12 protein-coding genes are annotated in these 12,558 nt (G+C 36.8%); 1 reads left to right on the top strand and 11 read right to left on the bottom strand.

What is annotated here, in order from left to right; all coding sequences use genetic code 11:
• Window positions 1–3: 3 nt before the first annotated feature.
• Both A5819_RS16780 and A5819_RS16775 read right to left on the bottom strand, forming a co-directional pair.
• Window positions 4–663: an ABC transporter ATP-binding protein gene (locus tag A5819_RS16780; RefSeq protein WP_086281901.1), complete on the bottom strand. Its 660-nt coding sequence runs from the start codon at window positions 661–663 to the stop codon at window positions 4–6.
• A gap of 15 nt (window positions 664–678) precedes the next feature.
• Complete coding sequence (locus tag A5819_RS16775; protein ID WP_086281902.1) at window positions 679–2,208, bottom strand: ABC transporter permease; 1,530 nt, start codon at window positions 2,206–2,208, stop codon at window positions 679–681.
• Window positions 2,209–2,413: 205 nt separating this feature from the next.
• Between A5819_RS16775 and A5819_RS16770 the strand changes: the two genes are divergently transcribed.
• A complete protein-coding gene (locus A5819_RS16770) occupies window positions 2,414–3,379 on the top strand; it encodes a serine hydrolase (protein ID WP_254907329.1) in 966 nt (321 codons plus the stop codon).
• A gap of 38 nt (window positions 3,380–3,417) precedes the next feature.
• On the opposite strand, the gene A5819_RS16765 is transcribed toward A5819_RS16770, so the two are convergent.
• The 9 genes from A5819_RS16765 to A5819_RS16725 form a co-directional block, all read right to left on the bottom strand.
• Entirely contained in the window at window positions 3,418–4,053 is a 636-nt protein-coding gene (locus tag A5819_RS16765; RefSeq protein WP_086281904.1) for a V-type ATP synthase subunit D, read from the bottom strand.
• 6 nt (window positions 4,054–4,059) lie between these two features.
• Window positions 4,060–5,436: a V-type ATP synthase subunit B gene (locus A5819_RS16760; RefSeq protein WP_086281905.1), complete on the bottom strand. Its 1,377-nt coding sequence runs from the start codon at window positions 5,434–5,436 to the stop codon at window positions 4,060–4,062.
• Window positions 5,429–7,210: a V-type ATP synthase subunit A gene (locus tag A5819_RS16755; RefSeq protein ID WP_176271485.1), complete on the bottom strand. Its 1,782-nt coding sequence runs from the start codon at window positions 7,208–7,210 to the stop codon at window positions 5,429–5,431. The genes A5819_RS16760 and A5819_RS16755 overlap by 8 nt, the downstream gene beginning before the upstream one ends.
• A gap of 168 nt (window positions 7,211–7,378) precedes the next feature.
• On the bottom strand, window positions 7,379–7,690 hold the full coding sequence (locus A5819_RS16750) for a V-type ATP synthase subunit F (RefSeq protein ID WP_086281907.1): 312 nt from the start codon (window positions 7,688–7,690) through the stop codon (window positions 7,379–7,381).
• The gene (locus A5819_RS16745) at window positions 7,680–8,681 is read right to left on the bottom strand and encodes a V-type ATPase subunit (RefSeq protein ID WP_086281908.1); all 1,002 of its coding nucleotides are present in this window, start codon (window positions 8,679–8,681) and stop codon (window positions 7,680–7,682) included. Before A5819_RS16745 ends, A5819_RS16750 begins: the two co-directional genes overlap by 11 nt.
• Window positions 8,682–8,975: 294 nt before the next feature.
• Window positions 8,976–9,557, bottom strand: coding sequence for a hypothetical protein (locus A5819_RS16740; RefSeq protein ID WP_086281909.1), 582 nt, complete (start codon window positions 9,555–9,557; stop codon window positions 8,976–8,978).
• Between the two features lie 135 nt (window positions 9,558–9,692).
• Entirely contained in the window at window positions 9,693–10,166 is a 474-nt protein-coding gene (locus A5819_RS16735; RefSeq protein WP_086281910.1) for a V-type ATP synthase subunit K, read from the bottom strand.
• 23 nt (window positions 10,167–10,189) lie between these two features.
• Entirely contained in the window at window positions 10,190–12,172 is a 1,983-nt protein-coding gene (locus A5819_RS16730) for a V-type ATP synthase subunit I (RefSeq protein WP_086281911.1), read from the bottom strand.
• The gene (locus A5819_RS16725; RefSeq protein WP_086281912.1) at window positions 12,159–12,485 is read right to left on the bottom strand and encodes a hypothetical protein; all 327 of its coding nucleotides are present in this window, start codon (window positions 12,483–12,485) and stop codon (window positions 12,159–12,161) included. The genes A5819_RS16730 and A5819_RS16725 overlap by 14 nt, the downstream gene beginning before the upstream one ends.
• Window positions 12,486–12,558 lie beyond the last annotated feature (73 nt).

The raw sequence follows: 12,558 nt of genomic DNA, 5'->3' as shown, positions 1-12,558 counted from the left end.
AGTTCAAGTGATTAATGCAAAAGCTTGATTTTTCAATTCATAAACTTTATCACACGCTTTAGCTACTTCTTGTTCATGAGTCACGATAATAATACATTTTTTCTGCTCATGAGCTACCTTTTGAAATAATTGAACGATATCCTTCGAGGTTTTTTCATCCAAATTTCCTGTAGGTTCATCCGCTACAATCAATTCGTGATCACAACATAGCGCTCTAACAATAGCAACACGTTGCTGTTGTCCTCCAGAAAGCTGCGTGACGTTTTTCTTTGCTAGCGTTTCATCAATTCCTACATCTGCTAAGCTTTCTAAGGCATATGCCTTTTTGTCTGCTTGTTTTGAACTTGAAATCGCCATTGCTGTCAGTACATTATCCAGTGCAGACATGTACGGTAATAAGTTATAAGCTTGAAAAATGATCGATACATCCTTTTTACGATAATTTCTGAGCCCGATTTTAGCCAATGATTCACCATTGTACAAAATAGCTCCTGCCTTAGGAACATCTAACCCTGCAATCAACGAGAGAAATGTTGTTTTACCAGAACCGCTTGCGCCTAAAATAGCATACATCTTGCCTCGCTTAAATTCCAAATTAACATTTTTATAAAGAGAGTCCACTTCATTTTTATACCAATATCCGACTTCTTGTGTTTGTAACATCCAAATTCCTCTTTTCTATGTGGTTAATATTTTTTTAGGTTGCAGCCTTAAAATGCCAACAGATGAGAGCACAATTGAAAAGAAACTAATCAATAGTCCTAAGGCAGTTAACAGAGCAATTTCTTTTGGCTGAACAGAGATATTCATCTCTTTAATTGCTTCGGCTGTCTCTTTTGAGCTAGTCCTAATTCCATTTATACCACCTTGATCTGGTCTTCCTGGACCTTGATTATCTCCGCCGCCCATTTTAGTTGATTGGCCCTGTCCATTACTAGTTTGTTGGACTGCTTCTGTTTGCTGACTGATCAACTGCTCCCCGACAATATTACCTACGATATTCCCACTAAAGGTCGCAATCACTAATGCGATAAACATACAGAAAATAATTTCGCTGAAAAATTGTAAAATAATTTTAAAGCGAGACTCACCAAGTGATAATAGTACACCAATTTCATAACGTCGTTCTCTGATCGTCATCATCACGATCAAGGTTAAAATAATGACTCCTGCAATCGCAACTAGGATAACAATGTTTTTAGCAAAGCTAGACACGTTATTTAATGGTTGTAACATTTGTTGATAGGCCTGATCATTTGTTTGCAAGCTAAAGCTGTCCGTGTCAATCAATTTTTCGGCTGACTCAACAAACGTATCCATTTGTTTTGGATCTTCTAAGGTATAAGATGCAGAATCGATCGTCCCCTTGGCATCGTCACCTTTTAATGTGTTGGCAAATGTATAAGAAGTATACAACGTATTAGCAGGATTTAAAAAATTAAACATCATTCCCATACTATCGCCGTTTTCAGAAGTTTTATAAATCCCTTTGACTTTTAATTCATAAGTTTTCGTGCTTTCTTGTGGATCTGTGATTTTAAATGTACTGCCCACTTTTAAATCGTTTGCCTCAGCTAAACTCTGTTCGATAACAACATTGTTCGTTTCTTCATCAGTTTCATTAATCATTTTACCGTCTGTGAGCTCAGCCACCCCATCAGAAAAATCATCTAACATCGATAAATTCATGACTCCGCTGACTTGAAAGTCACTTTGTTTCATATTTCCCATCGGTCCACCACTCATTCGGTCATCACCTTGAGTCTTTTCTCCTGTTGCAGTATCTGCTTGATCAGCGTTAGTATCTTCAGTCGTTGCTTCATCTTCTGCTTCAGTTGAGATTGGGGTGATCCCCTCACCTGCTCCAGCAGATGAGGATGATAAAAATGAATACGATTTAACATTCTCTAACTCTGCTATTTTTTGTGCATCAGTTAAAGAAACAGGGGTTAAACTAAAACTACTTGGATCAGGTTTTTCTTCACTACCATCCCCTTCACTTTTTTTCATCGCAGCTTCTCGATTTGCTGAAAGTGTAACCGTTGCGCCAACACTTTTTTTAGCATTCTCTGTTGCGCTCAACGCGGCACTTTGAATCGTTAAACCTGCTAAAACAAAAATCAAAATAGCTGAAAAAACAGCGCACAGCAATAATGTCCTTCCTTTTTTAGCTTTCATACTAAGTAAAGCCCGTTTCATAAAATCCATATAAATCCTCCTTATTTAACAGCTCGATAACATCTATCACTTTAGTTCACTTACCTTAAACAAACCTTAAATCCTACTCATTCTTCGCTTTTTTCCAAACCTTGCAAATCTACTAAAAAAATGATTAAATGGTTGTGGTCGTATTTTTTTTTAACGTGTAATATGATTAGATTATTTGATTTTTTAAGAAAGGATCGAGCATTCGTTGGAAAAACAGAAAATGACGCTTTACGGGATGATTTTCTCGATTTGTTTCTTTTTGATCGTATCGTTCTTTTTTTCTACTCATACAGTAGACTACGCAAACGAAACAGAGACAAGCGGAAAAACCAATGTACCAGTTAAAAAAATAGCTTCCGCTCCTGTTAAGGATACGGAACCAAGTGAAAAAGAAAGCCCAGAACTTACGGCTTTTTATCATAAAATCGAGCAAACAATGACAGATACTATAAAAAGCTTCAACGGTGATGTCGGCGTAACTTATGTAGATTTGACAACAGGCAAGCAGCTTTCCGTCAATGGGACAAAAGAATTTTACAGTGCAAGTACGATCAAAGTGCCTTTAGCTATGATGGTTGCGGATAAAGTCCAGGCCGGTAGTTTAAAATGGGATGATCAGCTGACTTTTAATGAAAAAGAAGATTATGAAGATGGCACTGGGATCATTATAAATAATATTCAACCCAGCTATTCCTTAAGAACTTTACAGGAATATAGTATTACCTATTCAGATAATATCGCCAAAAATATGTTATATGATACATTTGGTGGCGATGTTGCAGCTAAAAAAGCACTATATGCTCATTTTCTACAAAAGGAAACTGATTGGGATGACGCAAAATTCACTTCTGAAGATGCTGCTAAAATCCTTAAAATCTTGTTTGAAGAAAAGTCTTCAAACTCCGAATATCAGACTATTTATAACTATATGAAAAACACAGTGTTCCATGAACGGATGGAAACACCTACTACTTCAGGTAAAGTGGCACATAAAATCGGCTCTTACGCAGGTTTTCTACATGATATCGGGATCTTAGAAACAGAACATCCTTTTATTTTAACCATCTTTACAAACGGAGAAACAGATGCCGGTATTCCATTTATCTCAACACTTACAGATCAATTATGGGCTGTTCAAAGTAACGAATATCCAAAAAAAGAAGAGCAATGATAACATCGATCGTTATCTTTGCTCTTCTTTTAGTTTAATTAGGCATTACTACCCATATTTTTGATCTTGATCAAGCGAGTGATTTCACTTCGCTCATTTTCTTCCAATTTCATTTGAATATAATAACTTGTTTCTTCTAATTGAGGAATCGTCATATACTCTAAGGCGTTAACTCGTCGACGGGTTTTCTCAATTTCTTCTGACATCAACTGACAAGTCTTTTCGACTTCTGCTAATTCCAGTAACTTCGGTAAAATGGTTGAAATTTTATCAAATGCACCATCTAATTCAGCGTTTGAATTAAGGTAACCATAATTTAATGGCGCATTTACGATGCTCTCATTATAATGAAAATTCATGATTGGAACTGTCACACTCATGATATTTTTTTCGATTACGTCAAGTGAAACATCATTCGCTGGAACAGCTACTAATTCCTCAATAAATGCTTCGTTCAAGGTTGCATTCGCTAAAACAAAGCTAGAGAGTGCTGTTGTCAATTCATGTTCTACATCGATTCTGAGTTGATTATTTTTTTTAACCAGTAAAATAAAGCGACGCATCAATTCATCTTGTTTGTCTTTTAATAGTTTATGCCCTCTAGTTGCGGTACCCAACTGCTTCTTTAAACGAGAGAGTTCCATTCGAGTAGGATTCACATTTAAACGTGCCATTTACGATCACTCTCCTTCAGTCAAGTATTCGTCTAGCATATCATCTTTGATTCGTTTTAATTCTGTTCTTGGCAGCATTGATAATAACTCCCAACCTAAGTCCAACGTTTCATTGATCGAACGATTCGTGTAAAATCCTTGATTGACATATTCCTTTTCAAATCGATCTGCAAATTCCGCATAGATTTTGTCAACATCAGATAACGCTGATTCACCCAGTACGACAGCCAACTCTTTCGCTTGTTTTCCTTGCGCATAAGCCGCAAATAATTGATTCATAGTTGGAGCATGATCGATTCTTGTTTTTCCTTCTCCAGTTCCTTTATCTTTTAAGCGGGACAAAGAAGGCAAAACATCAATCGGTGGTTGAATGCTGCTTTTATATAGTTCTCTAGATAGTATGATTTGACCTTCAGTAATATAACCAGTCAAATCGGGAATCGGATGTGTTTTATCGTCTTCTGGCATGGTCAAAATCGGAATTTGAGTTACAGATCCTTTTAACCCACGAATACGCCCAGCACGTTCATATAACGTAGCCAAATTCGTATAAAGATAACCTGGATAGCCACGACGCCCTGGTACTTCTCGGCGTGCTGCTGAAATTTCACGCAACGCTTCGCAATAATTGGTCATATCGGTCATGATTACCAAGACATGCATTCCTTTTTCATAAGCTAAATATTCAGCTGCTGTCAGCGCCATTCTTGGCGTTGCAATTCGCTCGATGGCCGGATCATTCGCTAGGTTCATAAACATCACCGAACGATCAATAGCTCCTGTCTGTCTGAAATCTTCCATGAAAAATTCTGCTTCTTCAAACGTAATCCCAATCGCAGCAAATACAACAGCAAATTCTTCATCACTATTTAAAACATTTGCTTGACGAGCGATTTGGGCAGCTAATTCTTTATGAGGTAAACCTGAGCCAGAAAATACTGGTAACTTTTGGCCACGGACCAACGTATTCAAATGATCAATGGCAGATATTCCTGTTTGGATAAACTCATCCGGGTAATCTCTTGCAACAGGATTGATGACTTCCCCATTAATATCAACCATTTTTTCAGGTAAAATTTCTGGTCCATTATCTTTTGGTCGACCTAAACCATCGAATATACGTCCAACCATATCTTCGGAAACACCTAATTCCAAAGGATGTCCTAAAAAACGAACTTTTGAATCTCGAAGATTGATACCGCTAGTTCCTTCAAAAATCTGAACCATCGCTTTATCGCCATTGATTTCCAACACTTGACCACGACGAATTTCCCCATTTTGCATCCGCACTTCGATCAGTTCTTCATATTTGACCCCTTCGACTTTTTCAACAATCATCAAGGGACCAACAACTTCATTGATCGTACGATATTCTTTAATCATTAGTGATCCCTCCATCTGCAACAATTTGTTTTAAGGTTCCTTTTATTTCGTCTACTAAGCCATCTAAACGATCGATCTGTTCTTCTGGCAAATATTTACTTCTAGCGATTTGATCTCTTAAGCCAACTGTTCCAGTCATGAGCTCAGATAAATAGGCTCCTAAAGTCAAAGCTGTTTGACCTTCTTGATAAAATGTTAAAATCAAACGCAGCATTTTGTACTGTTTTTCTCTTGAGGTAAATGTATCAACCCCATCAAAGGCGTTTTGCTGTAAGTAATCTTCACGAATGGATTTAGCTACTTCTAATGTTAAACGGTCTTTATCAGATAAGGAATCAATTCCGACGAGTCGAACAATTTCTTCTAATTGTGACTCTTCTTGTAAAATCCGCATCCCTTCTCTCACCATCTCAGACCACTCGACTTGCAGCTGCTGATCTAAGTATTTACCGACTTCTGAATCATACAAAGAATAACTTTGTAGCCAGTTGATTGATGGAAAATGACGTTTTTGCGCTAATGTTGCATCTAGCCCCCAGAAAACTTTCACTACTCGTAATGTATTTTGAGTAACGGGTTCTGAGATATCTCCACCTGATGGAGAAACCGCACTGATTGCTGTAATACTTCCTTCACGATGATCTTTCCCTAATGCCACAACTTGTCCAGCTCGTTCATAATATTCAGCTAAACGACTTCCTAGATAGGCAGGATACCCTTCATCTCCAGGCATTTCTTCTAAGCGTCCACTCATCTCACGTAGTGCTTCCGCCCAACGAGAAGTTGAATCTGCCATGATCGCTACAGAATAGCCCATATCCCGAAAGTATTCTGCTATGGTGATTCCTGTATAGATTGATGCTTCACGTGCTGCTACGGGCATATTAGACGTATTTGCAATCAAAACAGTTCGCTCCATAACAGATTTTCCAGTATTTGGATCAATTAATTCAGGGAATTCATTCAATACATCGGTCATTTCATTTCCACGCTCACCACAACCGACGTAAACTACTAAATCAACATCTGCCCATTTCGCAATTTGATGCTGTACTACAGTTTTCCCTGCACCAAAAGGCCCTGGCACGGCTGCGGCTCCTCCTTTGGTTACCGGAAAGAAGGTATCAATCACTCGTTGCCCCGTTAATAATGGGACATCTGGATTTAATTTTTCTAAAATTGGACGACTACGGCGAACGGGCCATTTTTGCATCATCGTAAATTCTTTTTCTCCCGTTGCCGTTTCAATGATATAGACTGTTTCTTCAATTGTAAATTCACCTTGTTTTACTTCTTTTACCGTTCCATTAACACCAAAAGGAACCATGATTTTATGCGGAATCACTTTAGTTTCTTGAACTAAACCGATAATATCTCCCGGTGACACTTCATCGCCTACAGAAACAGTTGGTTCAAACAGCCATTTTTTTGTTCTATCTAAGGCAGGAATCTGAACTCCTCTGCTTAAAAAGTTACTTTCTGTTACCTCAGCAAAGGTATCTAATGGACGCTGGATACCATCAAACATCTCTGAAATCAATCCTGGCGCCAATTCCACCGACAAAGCTTCACCGGTTGTTACTACAGGCTCACCAGGTCCTATTCCTGTTGTTTCTTCGTATACTTGAATCGATGCAACATCTCCCCGCATCTCAATAATTTCTCCAATAACACCCAGTTCCCCTACATGACAAATATCCTGAATACTCGCATCAGACATATTCTCAGCCATAACTAAAGGACCAGATACTTTAATAATTCGACCAATTTGCAAAATCATTCCTCCTATTCAGAAAAGCTGAGCAGGCTCGTTTAGCTCCGACTGAAAAATAGGAAAATACGATTGAGGCGCATTTGGCCTCTTTCTTATTTTATCTTTTTTCCGAGGAGCTAGCCTGCAAAGCTAACTTTAGCCAATACCACTTGAAAACATTTCAACATTCTACAAAATATTCTGTCCGACCGCCCGTTCCACATTATCTTGAATCTCTCTCAACCCAATTCCTTTGGTTCCTTTATGACTAGGAATCAAGATAATTGCTGGCGTAACATCACTTTTGTAACGTTCAATCGTTTCAACGGCTAACTCAGAAGCATCTTCAGTAATAAAAATAACCCCAAACGCATTTTTTGCCATTGATTCAATCGTTTCTCTAACCTGTTTGGCCGAGACTGCATAAACAACCTCAAAGCCAAATAGTTTGAAAGGCATGACAGAATCCCTATCGCCGATCACACCGATCTTATATGTCATCTGTCATTCGCATCCTTTCTCTTACTACTTCCACTGGGAAATTGCTTCTTTTACTGACTAAAATCAAACGTAAATTTTTCCACTCCACTTCCTTCGCATTTAAAAATGCTAATAACGGTAGTGGACCAAAAGCCATGATCTTTGCTTTGTCATAAAAACTTGTTAAATAATCATCTTTGACTTTTTCAAACGCAACTAAATCTAACTCTTTTGTTTCAGTCGAAATAATCGATGATATTAGACCACCATATTTTGTATTTGATACAAAATCAGTAAAGCTAGCTAATATCTGTTCTGCATAGTCCAAAAAGCGCCCTTTTGCAATGCTGCCGGAACTAGATAGCACTGTTGATAAAAAATTTTCGTGCTGTCCTTGAATGATCCCTCTCGCCATCGTGGAAATATTAGTTAGATCGATAAAAGCCGTAACTTCAGTGATGATATCCTGATTATTCAATTTTTCTGCCAATTGTTTCTGAAACGTTAGAAAATTACGATCATAAATAATATCGATTGCTTGTAAGGTAGACGATTCTTGAAAATAATCTAGAACTTCCAAAATAGCATTCATTAATGCTTCAGGTAGTTCAGTGGAAATTCCTGTTCGAATTGCACTTTTTAATGTTTCAATCGAATAACGTCCATCATCGATAAACAAATGGTCTAAATTTTTTCCCGTTAGTTCAGCTTTTGTCAAGACCTTTAAATTGTGAAAGGTCATTCTTGATGTGTAAATTGTGATGACTTCTGGCTCAGGAGCCATTTTATATAGCCATTCATATAATTTCCCTTTTTCTTTTGAATAAATATATTCAAATTGTTCGGCAAAATCTGACGTCATATATGTGCCGTAAACTGTATTTTCCAAAATTTCTTTGAGTTCATTCGTGTTGTTTGCATTTAACAACTGTTCATATTGAGCAGTACTCAAAAGTTCAGTTTCTTTAAGACGAATCAAGGGGTTGATTTGATTATACACAGTCTCTTTCATCCTGTTCCTCCTTATTTTAAAAGCGTAGCGGGCTCGTTCAGCCTTGACAGGAAAATAGGAAAAATTGATTGAGACGCTTTTTGTCTCACTCCATTTTTATCTTTTTCCCGAAAGGCTAGCCCGTGCAGCTAGATAACAATAAAAGCGGAACAAATCAGTTAATCCTGTAGAAAATTAGGAAATTGACATTGAAATGCTCTTTATTTCACTGACAATTTATCTATTTTCCTAAGGATTGATTTGTACAGCTAGATAATAGATGGTAACAACGTTCCGCTTTAAATAAAATACTAGTTACTGAAATAACTTTCCAGCAACATTAAAGCTTTCTGTTTTCTTAACTTCCTGAACGAGACTTGAAAATAGAAAATTATATTCAACGCCCTCTTTCGCAACAATAAATCCACCTGATCCTGGTACTAACTTGTTTTCCAATCTTAGTTTCAATTTCTCAGTTGAATGTTCTAAGAGCCATTGGTTCGATAATTTTCCGTTAGAATGTTCTCCTACTATTAAGCTAGCTTCTCCTTCAATTGGCAGTTGAGTGATGATTTGTTCTGCAAATTGTTGAAACTCAGCTTGTGTCCATTGATTCATTCGTTCAACTGATTTTAAAAAAAGCTGTTCTAGATATTCTTGTTTTTGATTCAAAATAGCTTGTTTGATTTCTAACTGTTGTCGATTTTCCTTTTGTTTAAAGGCTTTATTTGTTTGTTCTTGATTCTTTTCAATCAGCTTACTTTCTTGTAAAACTAAGGCCTCTTCTTGTTCTTGATACTCTTGATCGATCCGATCTATTTCCGCTTTTTTATATGTTGAAACTTCTATTTGACCTTTTTCTAGAATTTGCTCGACAATTTTTTCGATAGCATCCATTTTTTCCCTCCTAAATATAAAAGCGTAGCGGGCTCGTTCAGTCTCGTAGAAAAATAGGAAAATATGTTTGTGATGCTTTTTGTCACAGGGAGATTTTATCTTTTTTCTTAGAGACTAGTACGTGTAGCTAGATTATTATTTTACATTTAAGACAAGTAAGAATGAGATAACAAAGCCAAGAATGGCATAGGTTTCAACCATAGCAGCGTAGATGATTCCTTTAGTTGAGTGCTCAGGTTTTTTGGCTAAAATTTGAATCCCTGCTGCTGCAACACGTCCTTGAGCAATCCCTGAAAATAATCCAGCAAATGCGATCGGTAATGAAGCAACAAAATAATCTAATCCTTGAACCATTGTCATATCATTGTTTAAGTTGATAAAAATCAAAAACGCAATAACAAATCCGTATAACCCTTGTGTTCCGGGTAGTAATTGTAAAATCAAGGCTTGTCCAAATTTTTCAGGTTGTTCTGTTGTCAACGCTGCTGCTGCTTCCCCAGTAAATCCAACACCTTTAGCCGATCCAATTCCTGCTAAAATCGTTGCCATTGCCATACCCAATACTGCAAATAAAATACCACCATTATTATTAATTAAGTAATCTATCATCTGATTATTCCTCCACTATTCTTTTACTTTTTGTTTTTTTCAATATTCATATACTTCTCTTCTGTTTTTAAAGGTTTAAAAGCACGTCCACCGCCAGTATAAAACTTTCCGAAAAATTCAACATACTGCAACCGTGCACCATGAACATAGGCACTTAATAAACTTAAAAATAGATTTAAGGCATGTAACGCAATAATTAGGACGATCCCTACCGTAAATCGTGCTGCAGGCGGCATAAAGGCGACTAGCATATTAAACGCCGCAGCAATACTTCCACCTGAAATCCCCAAGGCCATCAACCGCGTATAACTGACCAAATCACCAATATAACTAGTCAGACCATACAAGCCATACAAGCCTTTTGCCAATCCTTTAACTTTTGACTTTGTTTGAATGATTGGTACGATTACAATTGACAATGCTGAAATAACTGACACAACGATCCCTGTTGTAACCAAAACATCATTACTAAATAGCAACATCCCTAAAACAATGATCAGTATTCCGACCAAGAGACCTTGCCACGCAAAGCTTTCACTAATACTATCTAAGTAACGTTTGCGTTTCGTTAATTCAATCCCGTTGACCATCAGCCCAGTTAACAATTGGATAAAACCAAACACAACGGATAAAATCAAAATCGTATTGACATCTTCAGTCGTCGATAAAATCGGAAACGGTAGCTGAATACCAAATAATACTTTTGGTAGTGCAGCTCCGAAAAATGATCCATAAATAAAACCCCAAATGATTGTTGGAAATGATAAAATCAGAAAGAATTTAGCAAATCGCTTCATTCCTCTAGGTAGCACCATTAATTTAAGTGCCAGCAAGGCACCCAATAACATCAATAGCCCATAACCAATATCTGCCACCATCATTCCGAAAAATACCATATAAAAAGGCGTCATGATCGGTGTTGGATCAATTTCATCATATTTTGGTAGACTATACATTTCTGTAAGCATTTCAAAAGGTGCCACAACAGAATTATTTTTCAGTTTGACTGGGATATCCAGTTGTATTTCTTTGTCTGTCGGCTGATCAAAAGCAATAAATACTTCATTTTTTGACAATACAGCTTGTAAAGACTGCTTTTCATCAATTGGAATCCACCCTTGTAAGATGAAGAAATAAGAAGTATTCAGTAAATGTTTTTTTGCTTCTTCTCGATGGATATAAGCAAACGTCATTTCTTCCGCTAAATACAATTCTTCTAAATGATCTCGATAAGAAGACAATTTTACCTTCAACTCTTTTTCTTCTTTCACGAGCTTGGCCAATTCTTCTTTATTTTGTTGATACGCTTCTTTGGGCAAAATATCATATGGGTAAATAAATTCATTAAAACTATATTTTGCCGTAACCTCAGCCAGCTCAGCACTCTGACTCTTTAAATAGACTAAACTATAATAAACATGATGTTCACTATGATAGATTTCCTCTATATAAGTAGAATCGAACTTTTTTAAGTCTGCCAAAAACAGGGATTGATTTGCTGAATTAACCGAACCGAGTAAAAGTTCAGCATGTTCCATAGGATTTTTTTGGGGAATAACATCTAAATACTGCCAACGAGCCAACCATTTTTCTTTCGCTAAAAGTTCTTTTCTCGTATTTTCAAGCACCGTTAAACTGTTTTTTAGTGCATTGATTTCCTTTAAATAGCGACTTATTTTTTCTTCATTGAATCCTTCTTCCAGAGATTGTAAAGTGCAAACTTGTCTTTTGATGGGTTTCTTTTTTGAAGGATTTTCAGCAAATCTTTCGATGAACGTCAACGCTTCTTGAATTTCCGCTAGCATCGTTTGGAATTGCTTTTTTTGACCTTCATCGCTTTCTAACAACGTTGAAGCAAAATGGTTTTTGATGTAAGAGCTATCTACATTTGAATGAAAAAAATCTTTGATTTCGATTGTCTGTAAGCCTTGGATTGCTTGAAGAATCAATTCTTCCTGCTCAGCGGCTGCGATAATCGTCATTTTTTCCATCTTATTGACTGCCATAGATTTTTTTCACCCTTTCTATTACATAATCAATGATAGAGTCTTTGTTTTTTCCGTATTTTTCTTTGAACTCTTGTGTTTGTTTTTTTGCTTCACTCAACAAGATAGTCTTTTGTTTTTCTAATTGTTCGTTTTGTTGAGACTCTATTGTTTGCAGCAATTCTGTTACTTTTTCTTGACTTTCTACTTGTTTTTGTTTAAATTTCTCTGCTTGCGTTTGTTCATAGGTACTAATTTCTGCTTTGGTCGCTTGCCGCATTTTTTCTACATGTGCCTCTGCTTCACGAATCTTATCCAACGCTTCTAAAACCAATTTTTTCCCCCCTATCATTTGCTTCTGCTTTGCTCAATCTTATAATTGAACGTATCTTTTTTTATTACAAACA

The organism is Enterococcus sp. 7E2_DIV0204 (genome assembly GCF_002140855.1).
In the GTDB taxonomy this organism is placed as follows: Bacteria; Bacillota; Bacilli; order Lactobacillales; family Enterococcaceae; genus Enterococcus_L; species Enterococcus_L lemimoniae.
The sequence above is the reverse complement of the archived record's forward strand: the minus strand, read 5'-3'. Positions and strand labels throughout refer to the sequence as shown.

What these genes read in the sequence shown, in the direction of transcription:
- A5819_RS16780 (WP_086281901.1), bottom strand. Translation starts at nt 663, where the DNA reads ATGTTACAAACACAAGAAGTCGGATATTGGTATAAAAATGAAGTGGAC.
- A5819_RS16775 (WP_086281902.1), bottom strand. Translation starts at nt 2,208, where the DNA reads ATGGATTTTATGAAACGGGCTTTACTTAGTATGAAAGCTAAAAAAGGA.
- A5819_RS16765 (WP_086281904.1), bottom strand. Translation starts at nt 4,053, where the DNA reads ATGGCACGTTTAAATGTGAATCCTACTCGAATGGAACTCTCTCGTTTA.
- A5819_RS16760 (WP_086281905.1), bottom strand. Translation starts at nt 5,436, where the DNA reads ATGATTAAAGAATATCGTACGATCAATGAAGTTGTTGGTCCCTTGATG.
- A5819_RS16750 (WP_086281907.1), bottom strand. Translation starts at nt 7,690, where the DNA reads ATGACATATAAGATCGGTGTGATCGGCGATAGGGATTCTGTCATGCCT.
- A5819_RS16745 (WP_086281908.1), bottom strand. Translation starts at nt 8,681, where the DNA reads ATGAAAGAGACTGTGTATAATCAAATCAACCCCTTGATTCGTCTTAAA.
- A5819_RS16740 (WP_086281909.1), bottom strand. Translation starts at nt 9,557, where the DNA reads ATGGATGCTATCGAAAAAATTGTCGAGCAAATTCTAGAAAAAGGTCAA.
- A5819_RS16735 (WP_086281910.1), bottom strand. Translation starts at nt 10,166, where the DNA reads ATGATAGATTACTTAATTAATAATAATGGTGGTATTTTATTTGCAGTA.
- A5819_RS16730 (WP_086281911.1), bottom strand. Translation starts at nt 12,172, where the DNA reads ATGGCAGTCAATAAGATGGAAAAAATGACGATTATCGCAGCCGCTGAG.